Origin of the sequence: Rivularia sp. UHCC 0363 (assembly GCF_034931125.1) — a bacterium.
Taxonomy (GTDB): domain Bacteria; phylum Cyanobacteriota; class Cyanobacteriia; order Cyanobacteriales; family Nostocaceae; genus Rivularia.
In genome coordinates this window covers 12,046-38,698 of sequence record NZ_JAYGHM010000075.1, presented here as the reverse complement: position 1 = coordinate 38,698, position 26,653 = coordinate 12,046, and the positions used below count along the sequence as shown (strand labels likewise).

Here is a 26,653-nt window from a genome sequence, read left to right as displayed (position 1 = left end):
ACGAACTTACTATTTACAAGATTTATCTACCTATGGTACGACTTGGATTTTACGTTCAGGTGGCTGGGAACAAATCTACAGACGTGAAATACCTTTAGAATCGGGAATGCACTTAAAATTTGGCAGCACTAAAAGTCAAACTTGGGAATTTCGCATAGAGAATTAGACATCCGTATTCAGGGAAAAGTCCATAAAGATGGCATTGAAAAACTAAAGGCACTTTAGACTATTAACTGGAATCAGTTTCAACAAGCGAAAAAATAACAAACCTTGCTGCTGCTCTTGAGGCTAAAGATAAAATCAAGGATGAGACAAAACTTTTAGAAGCACTTCAGATAATTGCTCAAATACAAGCTATTGCAGGAAAAGGTTAAGACGCAGTAAAAACAGCAGACACTATTATTCGCGATCTGCTTGCAGCAGCGCTGAGTCCCAAGGAGACACCCTTACGCGAACGCTATCGCAATTGGTATTTCCCCAGTATTGCTTCATGGTTAGCTCAAACAGGAGATAAAGCCAATTTTAAACGCCTATTAATTCCTTCTGCTTATTATCTAGATGCAGCTTATGAAATATGCGGATATTTGGCAAAATTATATCCTGAGCAAGCTGATTGGGTGTCAAAAGTCGTAAGAGAATAGAGATAGATGCTGCTGTTTATTTGTATATATTGTATGTATCAAATCAATACAGAATTAGATGAAAAAATTTAACCCATTGAATCGTCAGCGGGCTTTTCCTTAAGAAGCTGTAATAATTTTTGATGAGTCCGCCTGAGAGCTTCGTTTTCCTCTCTCAGGCTGATAATTCCCCCAAGCATTGCTGGTACTGATTAAGAATTTGGGTATGCTTCTCAAGAGTTTGGTGCATTTCCTGAACTTTTTGTTCCAAACTAATTACATTAGTCGCATGAGCTTCCGAAGCCGGTGCATTTAGATATTCGTTAACCATGTTTGAAATAACATCGGTAACAGTTTTTCCTTCTATGCCAGCTTTACGTTTTAAAGCTTCTTTTATTTCCTGTGTTGTTTCAACTGATATAAAGGTTCTTTTTGGCATATCCTTCAATTATTCTGTATCTCTAACTTAACTACATTTAAATTGTGGTTACAACTGCATTGATTATTTGTATTGACTTATTTGCGAATTCTCAATACAATAGATACATAAACCACATTTGTACGATCGCTATATGGCTAATTAATTTTTACTTACTTTCCCTTGTTTTTTGTGGATTTATTTCACCACTTTCTTTGGCTTGTCTAATGGAAGTCTCTATCAAGAAAGCAGCAAGGTTAGCAGTTGGTCTTCCTTGGGAATCAGCCCACTGCTCTAGTTCTTCAAATACTGAATCAGGCAAAGTTACAAAAACCCTTTTACTCACGATGTTTTACATCAAGTTTCGTTTTCCCTCCCATAGTACAGTCAAGCTTCACTAATTGAGCCATTTACTACCATTAAGTAGCGATTAGTTATAGATTAGTTACTAATAATTAGCTCAATTTGTTATAATGAGATTATCATACTAAAAACAAGCGCCACAAATTTTTAATCTTGCGGTGCTTGATGCGACAGAAATAATTTAAAAGCCAAAACCCCCCGTAACGACTACCAATCAATCTCGGAGGGTTTGGTTTCCCATTCAACAAAAGGGATACTTTTATTAGGGATACCTTATATTATGCATAAGCTAGCTTCGGACGACAAGACCCAAAACGTCTACCCCCCATTTGTATTCGCCGCAAACTTTGATTATTCTCGGTTTGAGAATCCCGATCTGCAAAGTAAAGTTAAAACTACGCTTAACCATTTCATCGGCTTCGTCCGCAAAACCTTTGACGGCTTAATAGAAAATGGAAAAGCATTGAACTCGATTTACGAAGACTGCATTGCTCATTGCCCAAAAGGTAAAAAAGTATTTGAAAATTGGCTAGCATCCGATGATTTCGGCGCTTCCCAATATATAGCTAAAGCCGCAATCGAAATTTACAATTGGTTTTCAAAACTTCCAAAACGTCTGCAACATTTGGTACGCGCCAATGTCCAAAAATGGAGTGTATCAGCACTGCGTCAACTAACCAAAGTTAGCCACGACTTGGTAAAGGAACTTGTGCGATCGCCAAAGATAACAGCAGCACAAATCAAAGAGGAGCGGGAGAGGGGGAGAGAGGGAGAGCGAGGGAAGTCGAACAATATTCCCCCACTTCCCCACTCCTCCACTCCCCCACTCCTTAACCCCGGAACGCGAATCGTAATCAAAAGTGACGATAGGGGTTGGACTGGTTATAGCGGAATAATCATTTCCGAATGGAATAATGATTTCTGGGTTCTGCTTGACCACACAGTCGCTCAAGGAATGGAAGTTAAGCAGCTATTCAAACCACACCAAATTCAGCCAGAATCCCTTCGTAGTGATATAAAACCAGCTTCCCCAAAGGAAATGTTTACCCCAGTCGAAGTTGAACAAAAAATAGCCGAAGCTTTAGCACAACGAGAGAAAGAAAAAGCAGAAGTTGAACTGGGAAAATTTGTAGAAATCCGAGATGCAGCGCTAAAAGCCGCCAAAGAAGAAATAATTGCTGCCCAGAAGCACGCGACTCAGATGGAACAAGCCAAACATCAACTAATCGAGCAACTAATAGCCAAAGAAAACGAATTGCAGTCCGTGCGTGATTTAGTGAATAAGAATCAACAACTCCAACAACGAATAAAAGACTTAGAAAAAGCCCTCGAAGATTCAAACAAAGATAGCTGGGGTAATACCTTAAACAAGCAAGCTGCAAAGGTGGTTAACAAGGAGTTAGAGAAAAGTATTGAGCCATTAATGTCAGAAGTCGAGCGATTAAATAACGTGCTTTCCCGAAGGGAGCAGGAATTAACTCAACTTCAAGCAATGAGTAGAAAACAGCAAGAAGAATTGCAGCAGAAGTCAAAATCTAATTCTGTCATTACTGAGTTTGGCGAGATTGGAAAAAATCTTGGTTGGAATGGTTGGAGTGCTAGAGGATATCAAACAAAAAGTGGAACTTTGTACACGGGAATTCATGCTCTAACTGCTTTTATCTGTGATTTGAAAGCATCGCATCCTAGTTATCAAGAGCAAGAAATTCCTTTTTAGATTGAAAGTAAATTCTATTTCTGTAAAACATTGCCTTTAATTAAAAATTAATGGCACAAAGTTTCGGTATGACAAAAAATCTTCCATAAATAAGTAATATGCAATGTCGTCAAGAACCGCAAACTAAGAGCAAGAAAATTCCTCGTTGGTTCGCTTTATTTGTATTACTACGAACCCAGAACAAACCCAACTGAAAACCGCTATATTTACACTTCTAAAACTCATGACACCACAAGAGTGGTGCTTATTTTGGATACCAATTATTCACCCAGGAGTTGAGATTCCTTATAATGAGGAACGAAACCCTCACGGTTAGATTTTTATATCAGGATCAGTGTGATGGCATCAGGTTTCAAATCTTGAATTTTAGCTTCTACAACCAATTCCCTACAAGAATATAAGGAGCCCAAAAATACGGACGATGTTCTTGAGCTAAAATAGCTAATTGAGCCTTTTGCAATGCTGCGGCTTTAGTTACTCCAGCATTCAATTGGCGGTATAATTCACCCATAAAGTTACTAGTTGATTCATCATCTACCGTCCACAGAGTTGCTATTGTACTACGTGCGCCCCCCTGTACCGCAACACCAGCTAATCCCAAAGCCGCACGTTTGTCTCCGGTGGCGGTTTTGCAAGCACTCAGGACGAGTAATTCGATAGTTTCTGGTCGGTTTTGGACTCTGACTCGCAATAAAGTATCTAACTCTTTAACTTTGAGTAAGTCTTTCCAAACTGAAATATAAGTTTGTTCTGGGTCGGAACTAAATTGTCCGTGAGTTGCGAGATGAACTACGGAAAAAGGATTTGATTGAATCTTGTTTTGTAAACTTTTTTTAGTAAACTCTTGATTTAATAATTGTTCACTTTTTTTAAGTCCAGCTTGGACTTGTCTCAATTCCTTTCCCACATTTGGAAGCGAAGAAAAAGATTTTCCTTCAATCACTTGTTCTCCTTCAATTCCGGCAACTAATGCCTTAAGAGCCACGTTTCCTAATGGTTTGGGGTCAACAAGTTGTAAGCCAGGAGTCAAGGCGATCGCATATTTTTCGATCAAATATTTCTGCTGTTGTTTGTCGTAAAGAATCGCCATTGGGATATTCCGTAAGGAACCATCTAGTACAAATACTAGGCTTTTTATGTTTTTATTTGTTAAATCTGATTCAATAGGTTTAATTAACCAATCGTACAACTGTTGTGAATACTGCTTGACATCAGGCTCTCGACTGGCAATAGGTAAATCTTTCTGTAATTGTTCTACGGTGTTATCTAATACGTCTTTGGACACTTTAGTAGTGTGGCGGTAAATTTTATCTTGTCCGGGGAAGCTGGTAATAACTTCTAATCGGTCATCTAATATAATCGGATAAATAACAGCCGTGGATTTTTGCTTTTCCACCAATTCATCAACCCCAACTTTTGGCTGTACACAAGGTGAGCGAAAAAAGTTATTTAATTCAGCTAATTGTAGAGATTCGATTACTTCACGAGCTTGAACAAGATTATCAGTATTGTCAGTAGACTTCAAAAGTAAATCAACATACTGACGATACACAGGTTCCACACTTTCGCGGAAAGAAAACTGCACATCGGGATTAACTGCCACCAAATCGTTGCGGAGAGACTTGAGAGCGTTATATGCTTGATTGTAAGCGACCGTTGCTGCTGGAATATCTGATTGCTTTTGCAGTATCCTTCCTAACTGCCAATGCCATTGATAAGTAATATCTTGAGCATTAATAGATTCCGCTTTCCTTAAAGCGTGCTGTGTCACATTCTTGGCATCAGATAACTGTCCAGTTTGTTCATACAGTTCACCCATAGTACCCAAAGCATAAGATTCACTGCGTTGGTCTTGCAACTTGTTAGCCATTTCCACCGCTTGTGCTAACATCCGAGCAACATTTTCTCGCGGAATATCATACTCTACCATTTTGCTCAGACTTTCGGCAAAATTAATCCGCATATTTACAGTCGTGCGAGAAGCAGGTAAATAGTTGATCTGAGACTGAATTTGAGGTAATAAAGCTTTAGCTATACTCAATTGATTTTGCTCAACTAAAAGTCTTAATTGATTTAATTGAGCTTGCAGACTAATAATAGATGTTGTGGGTGTTGTAGATGCAATTTGCGTCGCTTGTTGATAAAATTTAATTGCTCTTTGAGCGTAAACTTCAGCATTTTTTGAATTACCTAAACTAAGTTCAGTATATCTTTGAGCGCGGCTTGTATTACCCAAACTAAGTAAAGCATTACTTTGAGCATTTATATCGTAAACTTCTCTTGCAACTAATAAACTTTCTTCGAGAATTTTTTGGGAATATTTCAAATAACCCAAACTTTGCAAAACATTTCCTAAACTAGTTAATCCTCTAGCTTTCAGAGAAGAATTTGCTTGTTTTCGTAGTACTTCTTGTACCGAATTTAAAGTATTCCTTGCTTGCAGATAATTTCCCAAAGCTTGCATTGCTTGAGCTTGATTAATCCGGTTTTTAATCAGTGCTGACGTATCATCTAACTGCTGATAAATTTTAGCCGCTTCTTGCCAAGTTTGTAAAGCAGTTTCAATTTGTCCTCGTGCTAACTCCAGTTTTCCTCTAACCTCCATTGCTTGAGCAAAAACTTGTGCTATCTCCCGTGAAGAACTCGAATTTTCCAGAGTTTGTAAGAGTTGAATACTTTGCGTAATCGCTTCAGTTGCTTGTTGCCATTGTCCTAATTGCTGATATCCCAAAGAAAGATTGCTCAAAGCAATAGCTTGATTTAACTGGTGATTATTAGCTTTAAAATCAAGGATTGCGGTTTTTAAAAACTCTACCGCTTCCAAATATCTTCCTGATTCATAAAGTACTTGACTTTCCTGCAATAAATTAGAACCTTTAGAACCAGGAATTGGATTAACAGCAAACTGGGTTTCTGAATTAGAAAAAAATTGGATTTTCGATTTGACAAAACCTATCGCTTTTTTATGAGATGAATCACAAAAAAGCGATAGATAGATACAAAAAAACGTAGTCAATAAAGCTAGTAAAAAACCTTTGAAAAATCTCATATAAACTTCTTAACCTCATATTTAGTTTTTGTCAGGAGATTTAACCTACAAACCCGACTTCTGATTGTATACTCAAAACGGATTATAACTTTACTTTTAAATGATGTGAAAACCTTGGAGATGCTACCCTTCAGGAAGGCTAAGCGAATGTGCCTCAGCATGACACAAGCCTGGATTTTACCCTTTTGCAGTATATTGCTTTCTTCCGCGTTTAATAAAAACAATTTAAAATAAATTATATTGCACAAAAAAATACAACCCATTTTTTTGCCAACTATTACTTTGAGTATCAACAGAAACCAAAGGAATACCCCACTCAACAGCAGCAGTCAAATTATTTCCTTGCGTCCAACGTAAACCCAAACCAACAGCAGCTAAAGTACTAATATCATTTTTATCACTATTCGACGAGTTATTCCAAGTAGTACCAACATCTACAAAAGGAGTAACTTGTAACAGTCCATCCCAATCAGATACACGCAGAATCGGTAGTTGCAATTCTACAGAAGCAAGAGCGCCATTATCTCTCAACAGAAAATCTTGACGATACCCCCGTACACTATTTATACCACCCAACCCGAATTGTTCTGAAGCTAGAAGGGTTGTAGAAGCCAGTTGCACATCACCACGGACTAATAGTAGACTATCAGGTGCTAACAAACGTACCCATTGCGCTTGTCCTCGCCAAGCGAAAAAACGGCTATCAGGTGCATCACCATTAATTGTGGCATTAAATGCACCAGTTCCCAAGCTAAATTGCGAACGAGCAGCAATCACTTGTTGAGTGTTACGGGAAATCCATTCTTGAAAAAATCTGAACGCAGTTACTCTGGTACCTCCTTGTTCATCAACCCCCGGTGAAATTAGAAAAAGGGGAATATCTTCTCGTTCAAATACAGACGAAGAAATATCACTTTCCCTTCGAGAAGCAGTGATTCCCAGAGCAAATTCTTGACTGGGAGTTTGTAATAGAGGTTGACGGAATGTAAGTTCGTAGTATTGAGAAGCAGATTCAATATCTAACGTATTAAAAGGACGTTCAATTACATCGGCTGATGTATTACCATAATTGAAGGTAAGAGTACCATTGCGGGGATTGAGGGGTAAACTGTAACTGGCATCTATACTATTACTACCATCAGTATTATTGTATGCTACTGATATACCATCTCCAAGTCCTAATAAATTTGCTTCATTAATTTGTAATTGTCGTCGGAAACTACCAATACTCGGTGAACGACCATTATCAAGTATGATTTGTGTATTGAATGTATTTGTTTCCCTTACTTTGATAGCCAGTATATTAGAACCGAAACGTGAACCAGCAGACAGTTCAGCCGACAAATTTTCAATTAAAGGATTGATTTGTAATAATTGTAGAGATTCTAATAAACGGTTTTGATTTACAGGAGTAGATGTGTCTAAAGCTATGCGGCTACGAATATAATTTGGGTTGAGTCGTCTAGTACCAGTAACCTGAATTTGTTCTAATTCACCTTCGATGATCTGAATTTTGACAACACCATCTCTGAGAGTTTGTTCGGGAATATAAGCTCCAGAAGTAATGTATCCTTCTTGAATGTATAGTTCGGTAATTTTAGAACGAGCTGCTAATAATTGTGCAAAAGTGATCGGTTTGTTGGTAAAATCAGCAAGTAATTCGGTGAATTTTTCTGAACTGAATACTGTACTACCAATTATTTCAAATTTCTTAATAGTGAAACTTCGTGATATTTCGGGAAGTCGTTCGTCTTGTGTCGGTGGTGGTTGTGAAGGTTTGAGTAGTTCGGATGGTGGTGGTAATTGTGGTGGTGGTTTTGGTAAAGTTGGTGGTTTGGGTAAAGGTGGTTGGAGATCCTGGGGTGTCGGTAATTCCGGGAGCGAGGGAGAGTTTTGAGTTTGCTGTAGATTATCTGTTGTTTGTGCGCTGCTGGGTTTAGTTATCAAGCTACTGAGCAATATAAGTAAGCAAGATATTGCAAAAGTATGAGTAATTTTAGCTATCATGACCATTTTTTCATACATATATTATGATGTGTGGTTAAAAAGTTGTAATAAAGGGATTAGGGAGTAGGGAGAAAAGCAGAACGAGTTTTTTTGATTAATATTTTAAATAATTTTATGGGAATTTATTCGTACAGAAGTCTGTGGGGTAAGAAGTCGGGTTTTTGTGAGTATTTTTTGGTTTACGAATAGAATATCGTAAAAACCCGACTTGTGTAATTATCATCTTCTTAATATTTAGCTTGTAGGGTGTGTGACTAGGGTGTTGACTTTGGGTGTTTTTCTGGGGTAAAAGTTCATGCTAAATATTTAGTGACTTATTTGGTAAAAGCCTATGCTACATGGACTTTGAGTTTCTCTGGACACAAAAGTTGCATGAACTAAAAAACGGGAATTTTTATCAAAGTCAACACCCTAGTACAGCATGGCGTAAATAAACCAAGTATTAAGCAGCTAAGACTTTGCCTTTATATGTCCACTTAAAAGGTTTAGCCATTGTTATGTTAAAGTAGTCAATAAATTCAAGAATTCGGGTTTTGAGGTCATACTGGCTTTTAAAGCTAGCTCGCTTCAATAACTTACGAACCAAAATGCGCTCACCAAATTTCAATTTGGTTGAGCCAGGAGGAATGCTTGGGTGTATAGTGGAAAACAATTTTATGTGCTGGGTCACTCAAAAAATCTGCACGGGATTTCATGGACTTGAGGATACCACTTTTACCTTTAATACCTAATTCAATATTCAAACCTTCTTTTTGTGCAACAAAACGAACCAGTGACTCGGATTGGTGAGTATTAAGACAATCCATAATTAAATGCCACTTTTTGGCATGGCGATCGCTTTCAATAATTCGACTGATGTTGAGGAGAAAATCTGATTCGGTTCTGGAATCACCACAATTTGGCTCAATTATTTTACCAGTAGCAACATCGAAATTCGCAATTAAGGTCTGTGTTCCATGACGGATATATTCAAACTCTCTTCTTTCAACCTTTCCTGGTCGCATTGGCAAGTCTTTTTCTAGGCGTTCAGTCGCTTGAATACCAGTCATTTCATCAACAGAAATAGTCCGTTCTCCATTTTTATGACGTTCTATTGCACTTATGTATAAACCAGTAATATTTTCAACTTTTGCGTCAAACTCTTCGTCCACAGGGGGGGGTTAACCAGTAACGACTCTGGTGGGGTTTGAGATGTGCTTCCTCTAATAATCTTCCAACATGGCGGATAGATATGCTTTTTATAATCCCCTGCTTCATAACTTCATCAGCCAATTCTCTTGGTGTCCAATGACTAATTGGTCGTCCATAATCTTCAGGCGGTGAACAAGCTGTCTTCGAATAGTTCGATTACTTGTTCCATAGTAAATTTTACTGGTTTACCAGTACGCTCCAAATCTTCTAACAAGAAGAAAAATAGACAATTCTTTATTGCTATTTTCTAACCATCTTTTTCGCCACAAACGAGCCATATCCAGGCTAATATCTAGTGTTCTAGCTATTTCGCCATTATTTTCTCCTTCTGAGGCTAGAAGAATTATTTTTGCTCGCAACACTACTTGTTGTGATGTATTGTGTTTACTAATCAATTGTCGAAGTTCTAGGCGATCGCCATCATTCAATTTTAATTCTTTTGGAGCTAGTCGTGCCACACCCTGATTCCTTACTTTTCAACTAAAAGACTTTTTATCTTATTAGGTATTCTCCCACAATATTGGTCGATTTATTTACGCCGACCTGTACTAGTGTGTGACGCTTCGGAAAAAATTTGAACGTAGCAATAAGACTTGTAGCGTCACGCACCACCCGTATATTGTGACAATTGCGGACATTCCTGAATTAATAATGTAGCAAAGCAAGAGTAAATTTAACTACCATGACACTTAATTGGTTGCTGTCTCGAAGCATCAGGATTAATCGTTGATGGATTAGCCGCAAGAACTATTTGTCCTTTGGCATTTAATGTTGTACCCGTGGCTTCCACAATAGGTTTAGGAGTGGAAATAGTTGGTTTAGTTGTCACAGGTGGTAAGGAACCTTTGTGATTGCTGGGTTTAACAGACACCCAATCTACTTGTGCTGTATCGGGAGTGAGAACGTCTTTGGGATTGGTTGGTAAACCACCGCGTCCGGTGATGACGAAACTGCTTTGAGCGTAACCTGGGGAGTAGCAACCTGCTCGTACTTCAGTGTCAACTGGGATTGTTGGTAATTCTACTAAACCACTGTTGGGGTCAACTTCAGGTGTATTAAGTTCTACGGTGCCGCTGAGTTCGGGACTTGCACCAGTGGCAGTGATATCACTTGTGCGATCAGACTTTTGCTCTCGGAACTGCATACCGAAGATACCTTGAGCATTAATTAATACATTACCGCCACGAAAGTCTTGAGAATCGGCGCGGATGTCGCTATTTTCAAAACCAATCAGAAAATCAGCATTGATATTGATGTTGCCGCCGATGACGTTTTTTCCAGTAGCGCTAGTTGTAATGTTACTATTGCGACCCAATATTAATGTCTGGGAGTCGAGAAAAATGTTACCTTCTCCTCCTTGAGTCTCAGAACTTAGGACTGCTTGGTTGTCCAGACGGATAGAGTCTACTTCAACTACTATGTTGCCTGCCACATTCTTACTTCCTTGACTTCTGGCAAGCAGTTCAGCGCTATTTGTTACTAATAGTGACTCCGCCTCGATATCTATGCTACCACCGTTACCCATTGCTTGAGAACCCGCAGAGCTTCTTGCCCCACTGGGGAATCCATCACTACCTACCCCATCAAAGGAGACAGTATCGTGAGCCTTAATACTGATATTGCCTGCATTCCCCTTCCCTAGAGTGATGGTAGACAGGAAAGCGCCATTTGTGACTAAGAGTGAATCCGCCTGGATATCAATGCTACCACCGTTACCCATCGCTTGAGAACCCACAGAGCTTCTTGCACTACTGGAAAACCCATTGCGACCTACCCCATCAAAGGAGACAGTATCGCGAGCATTGATATTTATACTACCTGCATTTCCTTCTCCTTGGGTGCCGGCAAACAGTATAGCACCGTCTGTGACAAAGAGCGCCCCCGTGTGGATGTTGATGCTGTTAGCGTTGCCCATCGCTTCAGCTCCCACAGCGCTGCTTGCCGCGCTCGACTCTCTATTGCGACCTACCCCATCAAAGGAGACAGTATCGCGAGCATTGATATTGATACTACCTGCATTTCCTTGCCCGTCAGTCCTGGTAAACAGTATAGCGCCGTCTGTGACAAAGAGTGACCCTGTATGGATGTCGATACTGCCACCATTACCTACTGCTCTACTAGAACCTACAGAACTGCTTGCCCCGGTGGAGTATCCATTGCGACCTACCCCATCAAAAGAGACAGTTTCGCGAGCATTAAGATTTATACTACCTGCATTTCCTTGCCCATAAGTGCTAGTAGACAGTGCAGCGCCACTTTTTACAAAGAGCGACCCTGTATGGATGTCGATACTGCCACCATTACCTATTGCTTCCCTTTGCACAAAGCTATGTGCTGCACCCTCTCCATCAAAGGAGACAAGATCGTGGGCATTGATATTTATATTACCTGCATCTCCTTGCCCATAGGTGCTGGTATTTAGTAAACCGGCATTTGTTATGAGGAGCGTTCCCGTATGAATATCAATGTCGCCACTTTTACCCACTGCTCCCTTTTCCACAGTGCTAGATGCTACACTTGTAAATCCATTGCTAAGTTTTCCATTAATAGAGACGGTATCACGAGCATTAATTTTTATACTGCCTGCATCTCCCTGCACTCTGGTCAAAACAGTTAAGACAGCTCCTTTTGTTACAGACAATGATCCAGTCGTGATTTCAATGTTACCACCATTGCCCACTCCTCCCAATTCCGCAGCACTTATTACCCCACTGGGCAATCCATCACTACTTTCTCCATTAAAGGAGATAGTATCGCGAGCATTGATATTTATATTACCTGCATTTCCTTGACCATAAGTGCTGGCATTTAGTAAACCGCCATCTGTTACCAAGAGTAACCCACCTGTAATGTTGATGTTGCCACCTTTACCTGTTGCTTCAGATAGTACTGAATTAATAACAGTGCTGGCTTCATTTACAACCATTTCCTCGGTAACATGAAGTGTAATGTCTCCGGCAACAGTTTCAGATGTCCCCAATCCTTGCCCAATACCACTGCTTAAAATACTTCTTCCCAAAATATTTAAGTTCTGGGCATTGACTACAATATCACCTCCACCCCCAGCAACTACATCTACTAAAGCATTATTAAGGGATACATCTGCTCGCACTATCTGCGAAGGAAAACTCAAACTGAAATTATTCGCATCCCCATTCAATCCAACCGTCCCCTCTCCAGCCAACCCACCCAACTCAACTCGACCACCCGCAGCGCTTAATCTACCACCATCTAATTCTACATTTCCACCCACAAGCGCTAATGTTTTACCTGGATTCACCTCTAAACCAACAGATTCACCTTCAGTGTTAGTTGCTCTAGATTGATTATTGATACTTCCAGGAGTTGTTCCATATTGCAAACCGAGGGGAACATTTACACTTAGTAAAGGTTGGGTTTGAGCAGCATTTGCACTAAACTCAATACCATCACCAAATTTCAAACTATTTGCTGTACTTGCTAAAAAAGAACCACCAATATCTAATCGTGCATTTTCACCAAATACAATTCCGTTGGGATTAATTAAAAACAAATTTGCATTACCATTAGCTTTAATTAACCCATTAATATCAGAAATCGAATTACCCGTAACGCGAGTAATAATATTTTGAATATCTACAGCATTATTAAACGAAGCAATGTTGTCAGTAGGGACGGAAAATTCACTAAAGCTGTGAAATAAATTACTTCCTGTTTGTGTTCCTCCATTAATATTAAATGTGTTGCCATCCCTTGTAATGTTAGAGTTATTTGGTAAGGTGTTATCTGGGGTAATCTGGGCAAAAACACGTTGTTGCAAGGAAGCAATTAACACAGTTGCTAAAAGGAACTTACTGTACCAAAACCAACTTTGAGTTTTTATTAACATTGCACCCCAATAAATTAGTAATCAATACATTAAGGCACAAGCCCTAATATAATTTTTAGTTTATAAATGATAATTTTTAGTTAATTCTTTATTAAGAATAAATTAACATAGAACTTACGCAAATGAACGTGTTTGTTTTACGTAAGCTTGTAGGGTGTGTGACTAGGGTGTTGACTTTGGGTAGCTTGAGGTGATATTTCTTCATACAGATTATATACCTTTCCGGTACTGGATGTAGGTTGATTGTCAATGAAAGAATACAAAAGCCAATCGAAGCGTTTAATACGTTTGTTTAGAAAAAGCCGAGAGAACTGGAAAGAAACAGCACTCTTAAGACAAAAAAAGCTTAGATTCTTGGAAATAAAAGTTAGAGATTTGTTGCTCTCACGAGAAAATTGGAAACAGCGTGCAATGATAGCAGAAAAAGAATTACGCTTCATAAAGAAAGATATTACAGAAAAAAAAAAGAGAATAATTGTAGAGAGCCAATAGAGTTATCAGCATCTGTTGGACATCATTACAGCGTTGAAACAGTACAGTTAGCAGTGCAGCAAGTTATTGTTTGTGGAGGTAGTTTACGAGGGGTTGAAAAAAACTTTAAGTTAAGTGCCTCGGATTTGGAAATTTCGACTCCAAGCTTTAGTAGTATAAGAAATTGGCTGGGACGTATTGGATTATATGAGCTTCAAAAAGAAAAAGAATATCGTTCAGATTGGATTTTTATTGTTGACTTAACAATGGAACTAGGAAAACAAAAATGTCTATTAGTTTTAGGTGTAACTCAAGAATACTTGTCTGAATATGTTCTACCTTTTAATCGAGGATTACAACATCAGGATGTTGAAGTTTTGATGCTAGAAATCATGGATTCAACGCGAGGTGATCTAATTGAAGAAAAGCTGAGTAAATTAACAGATAAAGTTGGTTTTCCACTTCAGATTATAGCAGATCATGGTAACGACCTTCAAAAAGGAATTAAACTCTATACTCAGAAGAATCCTTCAGTAATTTATACTTATGATGTAACTCATGCAATGGCTCTAATTCTTAAACATGAAGACGGTCAATTCGGAAAGATATCAATCTTTTATTCAACGTTGTAATCAAAGTCGAAACCAACTTAAACAAACAGAATTATCTTTTCTATCACCTCCATCTCAACGCTGCCAGTGCCGATATTTTAACGTAGAGAGACTAATTGATTGGGCGCAAAAAGTATGGAACTGTTCAATCGATTTAATTGCTGATTTATTACCAAATATTGAAACGAAAGTATTGAATCAAAAGCTCAATGACAAGTTTGGATGGCTAATTGAATATCAGGAAGAAATCAAAGTCTGGAGTCAAATGATTGAGATTACAAGAACTGTAGAGGCTTATCTCAAAACTCGTGGAATTAGCCAACAATCTGTAACTAATTTTGAGTTTTTTCAATCTGACTTAGACATGAATATAAATTCAAATTTTAACAAAAAAATTGTTGATTATCTTATTAAAGAAAGTTCTTTAGGGGAGCATCCATGACTCTGTTGGCTACTTCCGACATCATTGAATCAATTTTCGGGAAATATAAACAGTTTTCTTCTAGATGTCCTATTAAACAAATAGGTCAAACAGTTTTAAATATTTCACTATGTACTATGAATCTGACAACTTCTGTAGTTAAGCAGGCATTACAAACTGTTCGATACCTTGATCTCAAAGCATGGTTATCCCAAGTTTTTGGTCAGTCCATACTATCGCAAAGAAGAACTGTGTTTTCAGTCCATGACGATGACACAAAATTTGCATGAACTTTTTTTAACGCATTCTCTACAAAGTCAACACCCTAGTGTGTGACGCTTCGGAAAAATTTAAACGGTTCTATAAGACTTGTAGCGTCACGCACCACCCGTATATTGTGACAATTGCGGCCATTCCTATAATGAATAGGACTTAGCAAAAAGGCGTTACTACAAACATTTATCCTAATAATCCGACTTCTGCTATTCCAAGTTATAATGCTCTACAATTGGCTCTTTGGCAAAATCTTGCAACCCAAGTACATTTAATAAATTAACCCAATCTTGATTAATCATGGCATTTTGCGGATTAGCACGACGCAATTGACCTAAATTAGTTAAAGCATCGTACCAAATATTATTAGCACTAAAAGCAAGATATTCCCTTGGCTTCGCTGTTTTTAATTGATTATTAAGAGTTTGTGTTAACACCTGTTTTTGCATAAATCCATCGACATAAAAATTATCAGATGTTGCTTGTGTATCGCCGCAATAAATATGAAAATACCAATGATATGTTTGATTCGCTTTCAAAGAATATTGCGGTTTTGCTGGTGGAGTAACGCTAATAATACCGGGTTTTCCTGATAAAGTCAGAGGTTTTCGATAAACATTTTGTACTTGTCTACCATCTTGTGTTTGTAATACGAATTCTGCTTTAGTTATGGTTTTAGGTAGTTCGGGAACATAAAACCAAAAAGTTGGATAATCTGCAACTGTTGATGCTAAAAATGATTTTCCTTGATTACCGGGTACTAAAGCTGTCAAACGTGTAAGGGAGCTTGGACATTCTGGATTACGTCCGGCTCCCGCTCTACGACGACCTGTAGGAGCGCCATTTCTAGGCAATTTCGGTCTTTTAGCTTGTTTTTGAAAATTTTCGATAGTATTTTCAGATAATAATTGTGCTTGTACTGTTGGTGAGTAAATTAAACCAACGAATAATAAAGAAATTAGAAATATCTGGTGCTTAAAACCGCTATAGTGGATTAATTTGTTATGGTTGTTCTGTTTCCTAGGAATCGGTTCCTGGGAACTAGTGTTTGAAGGCTCCGCCTTTTGAGTATAAATCGTTTGATAAAGTAACTTTTGTTTTGTCATAATTCCAAATTTAATTGTCTTCTGTTTTCAATAAAATGCTTTCGTTTAATCCATGAAATTACCGCTATTTGAGTACCTAACAACGTTAATACTGAAGGAATAAACGGTACCCACCCAGCGACTGTAAAAATACTAAAACAGGTAATAAATAGGGTAAAAAGTGCGACTATAACTGCTAGTCCTAGATGCAATGGTTTTAAAAAACTCCATGTTATTATTCCTCCAATTAATGACCAGACAAATACCCAAATTACTTCTACCCATCGAGACCACCACCATAATAAAGGTCTGCGGTCTAAAACTGCACTGAGAATTTGACTTACCATCTGCGCTTGTACGAATACTCCCGGTATTTGCTTGTGACTGGGTTTTGCAGTGCCGCTAAAGGGTGTTTTCCAGAAATCAGTAGTGTTGGTAGGAGCTGAAAGACCAATTAAAATAATCCGGTTTTTGAGTAATTCAACCGACTCTGATGGTATTTTTTCATTCAAAATATCTCTCAGAGCTACTTGCTCGGCAATTTTTTCTACAGAAGAGAGAGAACGATAATTCAATAATATTTGATAACCGGATGCATCTACTTTTTGATAACCATTTGTGTGTCGCTTTAATTGCTTGAATACAACGTCACCAATTTGTAAATAACCTTCAGGTGTAACATCTGATGTTTTACCTTGTTTATCTAAATAATCGAGTGCTAGTTGTAAACTAAAAGCATATTCTGCACTGCATTTTGATTCGATTGGAGGAGTTAAATGCAAAAGTTGCCGACGAGCAATATTATCTTCGTCTTCGACTAAATCACTAAAACTGATACGTTCTGAGGAAACTCCAGAAGGTGGTCGAATTCCTTCACTATTGCCATCTTCATCAGTAGTCGCAACTTTACACACAAAAAATAAACGATTATCTTGCTCAAATCGATTTGCTAAATTGGGATATTTTGGGTCTATATTCCCATCACGGTAAATATCTAAACCGATAGTTGTTGGTTGGTATTTATCCAGTTTTTCTAATAATTGAGCAAGTGCTTGATTGGATAGTGACCATCGCATTTGCATTGATTTATCGAGTTGATACGAAATATCCGCTTCATCAATCGTGATGATTAAAAGACGTGGATCTGGTTTTTCGATGACAAGTTGCGATCGCAATTGCATAAAATGGTCAAAAGCTTGTAATTCTGAGGTTTGTAGATAACCCAAATACCGCACTCCCATGATTAAAGTAGTTACCAATAAGCTGGTCAGCAATATTGTTAAAACACTTTTCGGAGTAATCATCTTTCTGTGCAATTGCCAAGTCATCGGTGGTTCTAGAGGATTTTGGCAAATTATTGGTAACCAAGTTGCACAGGGATATTCATCTTCTATTGCTTCAAGTCTTTTTCGTGCTTCGCGTAAAGCTGAGTATAAAGGTTGTCCGCTAGAAAATCCTGTTAAAAAATGTTTCAAAAATTCCTGTGCTACCACATCCGGAACAGGTTCCCGCATCACAATCACTTGGGGAATGTGTAAATCTTCTAAGGCTTCTGCTAAACCTAAACCATCACAAGAATTAAAAATTGCCAAACGCAAACCGTTTTCAATTGCTTTTTTTAATGTATGTTTTAACCTATCTAAAGTAATTGTTGTAGTTTGATTTATTTGCAGCACTCCTGTTTCTCGACTGTAACTATGTCCAGCGAAAAATAAAATATTCCAATTTGTTTTCCAAAGTTCATTACTTAATCGCTTGCGTTCTGGTTCAATTAAAAAACTAATTTTAGCTTTGGTGGATAATTTTTCTAAAAAATATTTATCTTTACTAATATCAATTCCTTGACTATTACCAAAAATTGCTAAAATATTAATTTTATTATTTTTGTTATATATTTTATTTGGTCGTTGTAATTCCAAAGAACTCAATGCAACTTCAGCATTCGGGTAATCGTCAAAAAAGCTCCACAAATGCCAAGGAAGTCGTCGCAATAATTTATCGCAAGTTGCAATTATAAAACGAATTTCTTCATGTGGATTCAATTGGGTGCGTAATTTTTGATCTAGGAAACGAAACTGGTCGGAATTGAGCCAAGCATTAATTTTAAAGGATAATTGCTCACACAAATCATGAAATTCAACTTCGGAAACATTTGTAACATCAGCATCTTCAATTTCAAGTCGTACAGACCAACCATAATTACGATATAAAGCCGAGTATAGTATTTGCCAATTGCGATAAAGTTGAGAAATTTCTGGTGCTGCTGGTAAACTACCACGAAATTCCATTGCACGTGAATCTGAACTCAACCCAAGTTGAACTGTGACATCGGCAAAGCCTTTATGTAAATCTCCCTGACCCAAATTCAAGACAACTAGCTTACTCATGGCACCACAACAAAAAAGTCTCAAATCACAAAAGTTTCCTCAATTGTGAAATCACCATCAGACACTTGAATATTAAAGCTTTCTCCAGAATAACCCCGAAAGCGTTTTAATTGAATAAAATTATCATTACTTCGCGATTGAACTTGTTGAATAATTTCTTCATCTGCTGATACTAAATTCAGTCTGAGGTTAGATGACAAATAAGTTGTTTCATTAATTGGATGTAGCTGTACTAATATTTCTACTTTCTGTTCGGGCAATGGGGCTATGGCAATAATCAACACAACCGATTGATGTTTTAATTGTAATCCCAAATCGATGATTTTTGCTCGTACTACATTAGCTTCAGGTTCTGATGAAACACTTCTAAAAGCAAGTTTTTTCTGTTCTAAACTACCGAAAATTTCTTCTAAAGCCATCCAACTGCTTTCAAACAGATTATCAAACCATTGGCTTAAATTTACTCCTGCTTTGACATTTTTACATTGCTGAATCTGATGCAAATGGTAGAGAAAATCTTCTAGAGATTCCAATTGATTGATAAAAATTTCGCCATGATTAATTGCTGTTTTAATAAATCCTAATATAGTAGCTGTTTTGAAATTTTCATTTAATTGCACTGCTACATAACCAATTCTATTTGTGGCAACTTCTGGAGGAATAAAAAGTATTTCTGATGAAGATAACACTGGACGACATTCCAATTTACCCAAATTTCCCACTTGTAAATCAGCAATATCCATCAATTCTTGCATGAAGGGATTATAACTATGACTGCTTTTCCAATTAGTTTCCCAACTCATGCAACCAAGATAATATTTTACCGCTAGCACAGCTAAAGTATTGAGATATACCTGTTGTCCTTTTCGGGGATTACTGTGTTGACGACGGAATTTTTCTGCCGTATTGTGAGCTTCTAAACCCAAAGGTACAGTAAAAGTTAAAGAATTTGATAGACTGTGCATAATTTGTTGCTCTCCACTTTAAAGTGCGTAGTCTTGACAATAAGTTTTGATTTTATCCGCGAATTTATTTAAGCATCGGTAATAAAAGCAACTTACTGTCGAAATATTTAGATTATATTCTGCGGCTATTTCTTTCCAGGATTTACCCAACATTCGTTTTTGAGCCAAAATTTGAAAGTTAGCTTGAGGATGTTCTCTGATATATTCCTTTTTTAAAAGATTTTCTGGATCTAATTTGAGATATTCCATTAAAATTTCTTTGATATCCTGCGATTCTTCAGTTTCAGCAAGGTTATCTACGTCAATATCGGTAATATTTGTGACGTTTTTTTGACCAAAGAATTTTCTAGTTGCTTCAAAAAAAAATCGTCTTTCTAACAGAAAATTCACCCATCTGATGACTGAACTACGTTCTGGGTCATATTTGTCGATATTTTGACAAATATATAGAAAAAGCTCTTGTAATGCTTCATGATAAATATCTTCATAGATTTCCGTTGAATATTGTCTTCTTTGCGGATAACAAAGTTTACCCGATTGCATAATAATATTAACCAGCTTTGTCAGAGCTAGTTGTCGTTGCGCTGATAAATGCGGGTATTGCTGTGCTGTTGAAGCCAATTCCTCAAGCAGAACATTTATGTTATCAATCGAGGTCGGATTCATCTGACACTCCAAAAGTTTGCTTTCCCTCTATTTTTAGATATGGTTTTATGAGGTCAGTTTTATGCAAAACTCGGTATTTTGTTACAAATGTTTATATTAAAAGGGATTTATGCAAAGCTTTGAAATGAAGATTATTTTACTTAAAGAAAACGGAGAGTAGTTTAATCGCCCTCACCCTATAAGGGTGGACTTTGTTGCTCGTAATGCGGGAACCCTGGCGCAGTACTGCTGAAGCTATCGTAACAAAGCCTACCGAAGTAGGCTGAAAAACAGTCGTATTTATAGGACGAGGGAAAGCACCCCCGGTGTAATAAGAATTCAGTATATGCCGTGAATAGGCAGTTCATAATTACTTAATGTAATACCTAAATATCCAGGGACCGCGATCAATGTTCCAGATAAAGAATTTGTTGCCTGCGTAAGTGCAAGCCTGCAAGATGCGGTATCCCGCTTTCTCCCGTTTAGCCTGAGCTTGCTGGCACGAGGCTTTATTGGAAAGGAAGACTGTTTGGACAGGTGCCTGGGCACGAGCAAACGCGAAGCTGAAAATAAGAAAGCCAGCAGTGCCGGTGGCGACGAGAGTAGTGAGCGGCTTGGAGACGATAGTGTGCATAAGATTTTCCTCAATTTTTAATAATGCTATTGTCCAAAGTTCAATAACTACGCTTAATATTCCAATATTTAATTGCATATTTCAATTGTTTGCGTCTGATTTTTAATGCATAAGTAAAGGACTTATGTTTTGAGCGATAAATGTTGAACTCTAGATTCATTAAAGTATTAAGATAGTTAGTTAATTTTCATTAGGAATGGCCGCAACCGGCACAATTTTCTTGAACGGGTGTGTGACGCTATGAATAAATTTGAACGTAGCGATGAGACTTGTAGCGTCACGCACCAACCAACGATTGTGACACTTGCGGCCATTCCTGTTCATATTTACTTCAGCTATTGCTTCTACTAAAGTAGTTTACTATTGAATAATCTGGAAAAATCCCTATCCCTATATGTAATACGACAAGGATTTTAAAAAAATATTTATAATTATCTATTACGAATTCAAGAAAACAAAATATAGTTAGTTTTATTTTAAAATCAATCAATAAAATTTACCAATAAAAAACCTGCCTTTATGAATTAGAGGCAGATAAAATGCGGGATTGAACAGCTTCAATTTTGACTATTATGCAGCCAAAGCAAGCCTAATCATCTCGGCAGAAACTATGCTTTAGCCCACGGAAAAGGTGGTCTTGTAATACAAGGTTTAATAGGATATGTTTTGATAGTAAAAATTGGTCTGGTTAAACATGGTCTGGTAGGAATTGGACGAATTAATTTTTCTCCACCGTAAGTTAGATTTGTTTCCTCATCAACTAGTTCGCTAAGAAAACTTTCGGAATCTAAGAATAGTTCGGAACCAGTGGGGAACAATTCGTTAATTGTGATATTAGCCATTGGAAATTATCCTCAAAGTAGATTGTTAGTTATTGAGATTTGATTTAGAAAAGCCTCATCTCTATTACATATTTAAACTAAATAAATTCAGTATTACAATAGATAGATTAATTATAAATATGCGGAATATCTACAATTATGTTTCTATAATTTATCAAAAAAGTACCATTGAATATGGCAAAAAATATTAGAGATAATTTTAAAGTGATAAAATAACAAATAAATCAAACAATATACAATGACTTTTGATTGAAAATCCGTCTGCAAAATTTTGTGATAAAAAACCTGCTTCTAACTTTTATTAGAGGCAGGTGAAGCTGCTTAAGCAGCAGACCGTTTTTACTGATACCAATTCTTCGTAAGGCTGCATAAAACGCCCGCAGCCTGCAAGGCTGGGGCTATAGTTACAAAACCTGCGGATGCAGGTTTATAAGTCAGCATTTTTTTCTCTTCTCTGTTGCCTTTCTTAACAAATTGCTTCCATATTCAAACCGGATTCCTATATACGTAAAGTAGAATTATTATTTTCTTGTAGCCAAGCTTGAAAGAGAGATTCTAAAACTTGCTCCCGGATTTCATTAAGTTCAGCAGGAAACCATTTTTCAACTTTTACAATGTGATAGCCAAGTTTCGTTTGCACAGGTCCGATGGCTTCGCCTTCTTTCGCTTCAGCAATAGCCAGAGCAATCTCTCGCATCAGTTCTTTTAGGAAGCGAACACCAACAAAACCACCATTTTCTTTTGACTGCTTACCTTTGGAGTGTAAAAGGGCTAAAGCACAAAAGGAAGCATTTTCTTCTCGAATTGCATAAACTATTTTTAGTGCATCTGTTAAATCACTTACTAAAATCTGAGACAGCGCAACACGTTTGTAATCATCGCGGTTACTTACATAGTCAGCATCAACAGCGTCACCAAAAAGATGTTCTTGCAACTTCTTTGTCAGTAGCGCTACTCTAATACCTTGAGACCAATCTTCTACAGTAATTTGCTGCTCTTGAAGCCAAGAGAGAGTTTCTGAAGCACCCAGTAACTTGTGTTCTAGGCGAAATGTATCTCCTACTGCTTGCAATTCTTCATCGGAAATAGTAATGCCTAGTTGTTCGCAGATGTTCAAAACTAATGTATCACGTTCAGCCGAAGCTGCAATTTCAGCAATTTTATAAGAACGGCGCAGGTAAGCGAGGATATCTTCATTTGTTGCCGGGGAAATTGTTGGCAATACAAATTTCTCTGTGGACTCCAATTCAGTTTTTTCTAAAGTTTCTACTATCATATTGTTTTCCTTTGAAAGAAGTTTGTGGTGCAAGAATTTTCATTTAGCTGCTTGAGTTCAATTTAGAGCTTCGGTGGTAGAGTAGTAGCGATGGGACGCGGAAGCGAAGTTTTACACCAGGGACTATGTACTGTTGGATGGCACCGAGGACTGTTTGGTGTTAGGCTTGGTGTCCTTATACCGCCATTAATACTGCTTAGTTCGTTATCAACTAATTCGGTCATAAAGCTTTCAGAGTCTTTGAATAACTCAGTACCAGCAGGGTATAGGTTGGAAATCTGAATATTTGCCATTTGAAACTTCTTCTTTAGTAAAGTGATTTAGATTGCGATCGCTCTGTGTCAGGTTTTTCCAAACTTTATTTCATGGTTTTCTCCTCCTTGGTGAGTAATAACTGTGCTTGCATTACCTCCTAAATTCGGTAAATCAGTTGCTGAGGAGAAACTTCTTGAATTTTGAGCTTGTTACGATGTAAATCGCCGTAAAGGTTAAGATAGTCAAGTTCAGCATTCGTTAGTTTGCCCTGTTGAACTCCAGCGATCGCAGCATCCACCTCTTCGCGCCGAGTCAATCCGGTCAAGCAAAGATCAACACAGTTTTGACTTAAGGAGTAGCGGTATAGATCGGGAACAGTCGGCCGCCAGCAAGCTTTTGGTAGAGCCAGAGGGGTATCCCAAAGAGGGCCTGTATGAGAGCCAGTAGACTTAAACGTGACGATACCAGGACGCTGCGGGTTTTGGGCATCAAGTTGGTTGAACACTTGTTCTTGAGCAGAGCGATGAGCAACATTATGTCTGACCATGACCACATCTAACAAAGGGCTATGCAACCACTGTTGCGCCAGATTGAGGTCGTGGAAAGAAGCCCCGATATAGCGAACGGCTCCCATCTTTTTGAGCCGCTCTGAAGCGCCAAACATTCTTTCAATAGTGCGTTGATAAACGCTATTGGAGCCTCTCAAATCGGGGGTAAGCTGCAAGCAATTCTGCAAAGCCGCTCCATCATTTGCACCAATCCAGCCCCAAAAAAGTATATCAATATAGTCAATTCCCAGTTCCACAAACTGATCCAATAAAGCAGCGAGCGCCATTTCTGGACTTTTGATGTAAGTTACAGTGGCTAGGACTACTTTCTCTCGCACTGAGGAACCACGTCCACATAACTGGCGCAGGGCTTCAGACATGGAACTATATATGTAGTGATGTAGGTCACTAGAATAGAAAAAGTAGTTAATCCCTCTATCGAAAGCGTAAAGAGTATCCTCACTGGAAATACTACCGCCCCCGCCTAAGCCAAGACAGCTGACTGTTAAATCAGTCCGCCCTAGTTGGCGATAAAATGGCAAATCAGTCTCGGTAAATTTATTTGCTACATGAGCAACTTTGCTGGTTGAGACTACTGACGGCGGCACGAGATCGGTTAGTTTCATAAGTCTAACTCGGTGTAGATGTCTTCAGAGTTGGCATTTAAATAAGGATGCTTTAAATCGATTCCCAGCAGGGAGAAGTGTTGACGGATAAATGCCATCCGACATTCAGTCGATTCGTCACCTATTTGTCGAGCTTCCAGTAAGGCATTAGCAACAATTTGGCAGCGATTCATCCCAAAACTTTCAACAGTGGCAAATTTGCAATCTGGTTCTTCTGCTAAACCAAGACCTGGAGCCAAAAGTTTAGTAAACAACGGTACTTCTGTGCAAAAGTGCCTAGGCGAAGCCCGTCCTAGGCATCGCGCTTCTGCATAAACACTCGCTAGCACTTGCCGAACAACTTCGTAGTTACTGCGCTCAAAGTACAACACCCCTGAGTCATAGCGCCCATAATCTGATGGATTGTATAGCACCTTAAAAGTGAAGGGAATTTTAGTTTCATTCAGTTGGTGGGTTAAACTACTCATAACAGCAACAGCACCTTCAGGAGTTAAATTAAAGTAGACTCTGACTGTATGAGGATGAGTATCCGCTCCCGCATTACTAACTGCCATGTAAAATCCATTTTGAACCAAATTGCGGGGCATACGGATAGCGACTAAGTTACCTACTTCAGCAGATTGCTCTTCAGTTCGTAGATGTTGTTCCCGCTCAATGTGTAAAGTAAGACCACCTTTTGTCACCGCAAAGCTACCATCATCCTCCTGACGCAACACCTGCCAATCGGGATCAAAATAACCTTCTCCGCTATTACTTTTATGTAAGCGATTATAAAACTCCAGGTCTACCCCTAAGACAGTATTGTTCTCTAAGTTCTGGTGAAGTGCGAGATCGTCTGAACTGGCATTTGGTGCTAGGGCAGTTTTTAGGGAGCCGTTGTAGTAGATGCCGTAGAGAAAATTTTGCAGTTGTAGGCTCAAATACTTATTCTGAAGCTCCAAAGGGATTCGCTCAAAGCGCGATATTATCTCAGCCGGAAGTTCCAAAGGTTTGTAGGTTGGGTGGCTAATACAGAAGTGAGACTGAATCTCAATATTGCTGACAATATCTTGCAGAGCTTCTAGCACTCGTTCTGGTGCAAAAGTTGGTAGTTGCTTTATTTTTGGATCTAGTAATTGCATAGTAGTTGTGCGGTGAAAAATATTTAGACGCGAGTATGACCAAGAGATGATAATTCTGATGCTGCCATGCCGAATACAGTTGGGATAGATTGTTCTGGGCGGCACAACAAAGACTTGGCGACTTGAAGCATACAGATACCTGTATTACCAAAAGATTTTTGGTACTGAATCATTGCCTGAATTTGTTGAATCAAGACAAGTCCAGAAAATTGCACTACTCGTTTTATGAAGTCAGGACGATGCTCTAAAATTTCTGGAAAGTTACTCAAATAAGCTTTGGTAAGAGCAGTAATAGAAGGCTGAAGCTGTTCGAGCGGTGTCATAGCTAGCCGCAAAGCTTCTTGAATGTCAAGTGTTTGACTCACAACCAAACTACCGAGCCAGATTTGCAAATAGCTGCCAATAATCGTTCCTAAATCGAATGCAGGGTCTCCCCAACTTGAACGCTCCCAGTCAATCAGTCGAATGATGCTGCTATTCGATTGCTCTATTTTAGAAAGTAGTTGCTCCCAATCGTTGTGCAAGAGGATGTTGTTTAACTTGAGGTCATTGTGCGTTAGACAACAAAAATCGAGGGTAGAGGTAAGTTTTGAAATCGCTTTTCCTAAGCTATCGTAGCGCTGATAGAGTGCAAAGAATTTGAGTCCATCAGCCGGAACCAGACCGAAAACTTCAGGACTAATCCGTTCTAATCCAAGAGCCAATTTAGAAGTTTGGTCAACAGGTACATCCTCAGAATCCTGAGAGAAGAATTCCTGGTACTCCTGATGATTGAAAGTAGCGCGATGGATTGTGGCTAGTGTAGTTCCGATTGAGGTTGCGATCGCAGTTGGGAAAACGTTTTCTTTGGTATAAAACTCTGATACATCGCAATAGTCATGGAGATAATTGAGAACAATGATTGAATTTTCCGCATCGAAATGAAGTACCTCCGGGAGCATTGGACGAATGTGACTAAGCTCTGGAAATCGTTGTAAGAACTCTTGAATTCGCCATTCATTGAGGAACTCGCTAACCGTTTTTTCTTCTCGAATAAGAAGCTCTTGTTTGACGAGGAGTTGACAACCAGATTGCAAGTTTAGGAGCAAGTTGAAGTTTTTGGCAATTTTTGGTTCAATTTCTCTCGGTTCTGGTTCTAACTGAGGGCATATCCCTTGCCCAACTAAATACTCTAAGACATTTTTAGTGCTTAACGGAAATGTCATGATTAAAATATCCTTAACTATTAGTCAGCAAAATTCATTTCTGTTTTTGATAATT

23 protein-coding genes are annotated in these 26,653 nt (G+C 38.4%); 5 read left to right on the top strand and 18 right to left on the bottom strand.

Features of this window, described 5'->3' with window-relative positions; translation table 11 throughout:
* Positions 1-795 precede the first annotated feature (795 nt).
* Complete coding sequence (locus tag VB797_RS29420) at positions 796-1,059, bottom strand: hypothetical protein (protein WP_323241320.1); 264 nt, start codon at positions 1,057-1,059, stop codon at positions 796-798.
* A 148-nt stretch (positions 1,060-1,207) separates the two neighbouring features.
* Complete coding sequence (locus VB797_RS29415) at positions 1,208-1,384, bottom strand: ribbon-helix-helix domain-containing protein (RefSeq protein ID WP_323241319.1); 177 nt, start codon at positions 1,382-1,384, stop codon at positions 1,208-1,210.
* A gap of 297 nt (positions 1,385-1,681) precedes the next feature.
* On the opposite strand from VB797_RS29415, the gene VB797_RS29410 reads away from it, so the two are divergent.
* Positions 1,682-3,118: a hypothetical protein gene (locus VB797_RS29410; protein WP_323241318.1), complete on the top strand. Its 1,437-nt coding sequence runs from the start codon at positions 1,682-1,684 to the stop codon at positions 3,116-3,118.
* A 373-nt stretch (positions 3,119-3,491) separates the two neighbouring features.
* Here the strand turns inward: VB797_RS29410 and VB797_RS29405 are convergent, their stop codons facing one another.
* From VB797_RS29405 to VB797_RS29385, 5 genes are all read right to left on the bottom strand, one after another.
* A complete protein-coding gene (locus VB797_RS29405; protein ID WP_323241317.1) occupies positions 3,492-6,167 on the bottom strand; it encodes a CHAT domain-containing protein in 2,676 nt (891 codons plus the stop codon).
* Positions 6,168-6,392: 225 nt separating this feature from the next.
* A complete protein-coding gene (locus VB797_RS29400; RefSeq protein WP_323241316.1) occupies positions 6,393-8,174 on the bottom strand; it encodes a ShlB/FhaC/HecB family hemolysin secretion/activation protein in 1,782 nt (593 codons plus the stop codon).
* A gap of 593 nt (positions 8,175-8,767) precedes the next feature.
* Positions 8,768-9,325, bottom strand: a complete 558-nt coding sequence (locus tag VB797_RS29395; protein ID WP_323241315.1) for a transposase — start codon at positions 9,323-9,325, stop codon at positions 8,768-8,770.
* A gap of 225 nt (positions 9,326-9,550) precedes the next feature.
* Positions 9,551-9,823: a helix-turn-helix domain-containing protein gene (locus VB797_RS29390; protein ID WP_323241314.1), complete on the bottom strand. Its 273-nt coding sequence runs from the start codon at positions 9,821-9,823 to the stop codon at positions 9,551-9,553.
* A gap of 215 nt (positions 9,824-10,038) precedes the next feature.
* A complete protein-coding gene (locus VB797_RS29385) occupies positions 10,039-13,233 on the bottom strand; it encodes a filamentous hemagglutinin N-terminal domain-containing protein (protein ID WP_323241313.1) in 3,195 nt (1,064 codons plus the stop codon).
* A 249-nt stretch (positions 13,234-13,482) separates the two neighbouring features.
* Here VB797_RS29385 and VB797_RS29380 point away from each other — a divergent pair, with 249 nt between their 5' ends.
* Genes VB797_RS29380 through VB797_RS29365 form a run of 4 tightly spaced genes read left to right on the top strand, consistent with a single transcriptional unit; the run spans position 13,483 to position 15,026 of the window.
* The gene (locus tag VB797_RS29380; RefSeq protein ID WP_323241312.1) at positions 13,483-13,725 is read left to right on the top strand and encodes a hypothetical protein; all 243 of its coding nucleotides are present in this window, start codon (positions 13,483-13,485) and stop codon (positions 13,723-13,725) included.
* Between the two features lie 53 nt (positions 13,726-13,778).
* On the top strand, positions 13,779-14,336 hold the full coding sequence (locus VB797_RS29375) for a hypothetical protein (protein ID WP_323241311.1): 558 nt from the start codon (positions 13,779-13,781) through the stop codon (positions 14,334-14,336).
* Positions 14,287-14,757, top strand: a complete 471-nt coding sequence (locus tag VB797_RS29370) for a hypothetical protein (RefSeq protein WP_323241310.1) — start codon at positions 14,287-14,289, stop codon at positions 14,755-14,757. The genes VB797_RS29375 and VB797_RS29370 overlap by 50 nt, the downstream gene beginning before the upstream one ends.
* Positions 14,754-15,026 carry a hypothetical protein gene (locus VB797_RS29365; protein ID WP_323241309.1) on the top strand — a complete coding sequence of 91 codons (273 nt, stop codon included), beginning with the start codon at positions 14,754-14,756 and terminating at the stop codon, positions 15,024-15,026. The genes VB797_RS29370 and VB797_RS29365 overlap by 4 nt, the downstream gene beginning before the upstream one ends.
* A 192-nt stretch (positions 15,027-15,218) precedes the next feature.
* Here the strand turns inward: VB797_RS29365 and VB797_RS29360 are convergent, their stop codons facing one another.
* From VB797_RS29360 to VB797_RS29310, 11 genes are all read right to left on the bottom strand, one after another.
* The gene (locus VB797_RS29360; RefSeq protein WP_323241308.1) at positions 15,219-16,115 is read right to left on the bottom strand and encodes a DUF928 domain-containing protein; all 897 of its coding nucleotides are present in this window, start codon (positions 16,113-16,115) and stop codon (positions 15,219-15,221) included.
* The gene (locus VB797_RS29355) at positions 16,112-18,481 is read right to left on the bottom strand and encodes a CHASE2 domain-containing protein (RefSeq protein WP_323241307.1); all 2,370 of its coding nucleotides are present in this window, start codon (positions 18,479-18,481) and stop codon (positions 16,112-16,114) included. Before VB797_RS29355 ends, VB797_RS29360 begins: the two co-directional genes overlap by 4 nt.
* Positions 18,482-18,501: 20 nt before the next feature.
* Entirely contained in the window at positions 18,502-19,446 is a 945-nt protein-coding gene (locus tag VB797_RS29350; protein WP_323241306.1) for a DUF1822 family protein, read from the bottom strand.
* Between the two features lie 18 nt (positions 19,447-19,464).
* Positions 19,465-20,112: a sigma-70 family RNA polymerase sigma factor gene (locus tag VB797_RS29345; protein WP_323241305.1), complete on the bottom strand. Its 648-nt coding sequence runs from the start codon at positions 20,110-20,112 to the stop codon at positions 19,465-19,467.
* A 349-nt stretch (positions 20,113-20,461) separates the two neighbouring features.
* A complete protein-coding gene (locus VB797_RS29340; protein ID WP_323241304.1) occupies positions 20,462-20,803 on the bottom strand; it encodes a hypothetical protein in 342 nt (113 codons plus the stop codon).
* Positions 20,804-21,333: 530 nt separating this feature from the next.
* Positions 21,334-21,567 (bottom strand): hypothetical protein, encoded by a 234-nt coding sequence (locus tag VB797_RS29335; RefSeq protein ID WP_323241303.1) that lies wholly within the window; start codon positions 21,565-21,567, stop codon positions 21,334-21,336.
* A gap of 499 nt (positions 21,568-22,066) precedes the next feature.
* A complete protein-coding gene (locus VB797_RS29330; protein WP_323241302.1) occupies positions 22,067-22,843 on the bottom strand; it encodes a peptidylprolyl isomerase in 777 nt (258 codons plus the stop codon).
* Between the two features lie 62 nt (positions 22,844-22,905).
* Complete coding sequence (locus VB797_RS29325; RefSeq protein WP_323241301.1) at positions 22,906-23,136, bottom strand: hypothetical protein; 231 nt, start codon at positions 23,134-23,136, stop codon at positions 22,906-22,908.
* Between the two features lie 119 nt (positions 23,137-23,255).
* Entirely contained in the window at positions 23,256-24,272 is a 1,017-nt protein-coding gene (locus VB797_RS29320) for an aldo/keto reductase (protein WP_323241300.1), read from the bottom strand.
* Positions 24,269-25,393 (bottom strand): T3SS effector HopA1 family protein, encoded by a 1,125-nt coding sequence (locus tag VB797_RS29315; protein WP_323241299.1) that lies wholly within the window; start codon positions 25,391-25,393, stop codon positions 24,269-24,271. The genes VB797_RS29320 and VB797_RS29315 overlap by 4 nt, the downstream gene beginning before the upstream one ends.
* Positions 25,394-25,416: 23 nt before the next feature.
* Positions 25,417-26,598 (bottom strand): aminoglycoside phosphotransferase family protein, encoded by a 1,182-nt coding sequence (locus tag VB797_RS29310; RefSeq protein WP_323241298.1) that lies wholly within the window; start codon positions 26,596-26,598, stop codon positions 25,417-25,419.
* Positions 26,599-26,653 lie beyond the last annotated feature (55 nt).

Excerpts from the sequence above, each read along its gene's own strand:
- VB797_RS29420 (WP_323241320.1), bottom strand. The coding sequence starts at position 1,059 with ATGCCAAAAAGAACCTTTATATCAGTTGAAACAACACAGGAAATAAAA.
- VB797_RS29410 (WP_323241318.1), top strand. The coding sequence starts at position 1,682 with ATGCATAAGCTAGCTTCGGACGACAAGACCCAAAACGTCTACCCCCCA.
- VB797_RS29405 (WP_323241317.1), bottom strand. The coding sequence starts at position 6,167 with ATGAGATTTTTCAAAGGTTTTTTACTAGCTTTATTGACTACGTTTTTT.
- VB797_RS29400 (WP_323241316.1), bottom strand. The coding sequence starts at position 8,174 with ATGATAGCTAAAATTACTCATACTTTTGCAATATCTTGCTTACTTATA.
- VB797_RS29385 (WP_323241313.1), bottom strand. The coding sequence starts at position 13,233 with ATGTTAATAAAAACTCAAAGTTGGTTTTGGTACAGTAAGTTCCTTTTA.
- VB797_RS29380 (WP_323241312.1), top strand. The coding sequence starts at position 13,483 with ATGAAAGAATACAAAAGCCAATCGAAGCGTTTAATACGTTTGTTTAGA.
- VB797_RS29370 (WP_323241310.1), top strand. The coding sequence starts at position 14,287 with ATGAAGACGGTCAATTCGGAAAGATATCAATCTTTTATTCAACGTTGT.
- VB797_RS29365 (WP_323241309.1), top strand. The coding sequence starts at position 14,754 with ATGACTCTGTTGGCTACTTCCGACATCATTGAATCAATTTTCGGGAAA.
- VB797_RS29360 (WP_323241308.1), bottom strand. The coding sequence starts at position 16,115 with ATGACAAAACAAAAGTTACTTTATCAAACGATTTATACTCAAAAGGCG.
- VB797_RS29355 (WP_323241307.1), bottom strand. The coding sequence starts at position 18,481 with ATGAGTAAGCTAGTTGTCTTGAATTTGGGTCAGGGAGATTTACATAAA.
- VB797_RS29350 (WP_323241306.1), bottom strand. The coding sequence starts at position 19,446 with ATGCACAGTCTATCAAATTCTTTAACTTTTACTGTACCTTTGGGTTTA.
- VB797_RS29345 (WP_323241305.1), bottom strand. The coding sequence starts at position 20,112 with ATGAATCCGACCTCGATTGATAACATAAATGTTCTGCTTGAGGAATTG.
- VB797_RS29340 (WP_323241304.1), bottom strand. The coding sequence starts at position 20,803 with ATGCAATTAAATATTGGAATATTAAGCGTAGTTATTGAACTTTGGACA.
- VB797_RS29335 (WP_323241303.1), bottom strand. The coding sequence starts at position 21,567 with ATGGCTAATATCACAATTAACGAATTGTTCCCCACTGGTTCCGAACTA.
- VB797_RS29330 (WP_323241302.1), bottom strand. The coding sequence starts at position 22,843 with ATGATAGTAGAAACTTTAGAAAAAACTGAATTGGAGTCCACAGAGAAA.
- VB797_RS29325 (WP_323241301.1), bottom strand. The coding sequence starts at position 23,136 with ATGGCAAATATTCAGATTTCCAACCTATACCCTGCTGGTACTGAGTTA.
- VB797_RS29320 (WP_323241300.1), bottom strand. The coding sequence starts at position 24,272 with ATGAAACTAACCGATCTCGTGCCGCCGTCAGTAGTCTCAACCAGCAAA.
- VB797_RS29315 (WP_323241299.1), bottom strand. The coding sequence starts at position 25,393 with ATGCAATTACTAGATCCAAAAATAAAGCAACTACCAACTTTTGCACCA.
- VB797_RS29310 (WP_323241298.1), bottom strand. The coding sequence starts at position 26,598 with ATGACATTTCCGTTAAGCACTAAAAATGTCTTAGAGTATTTAGTTGGG.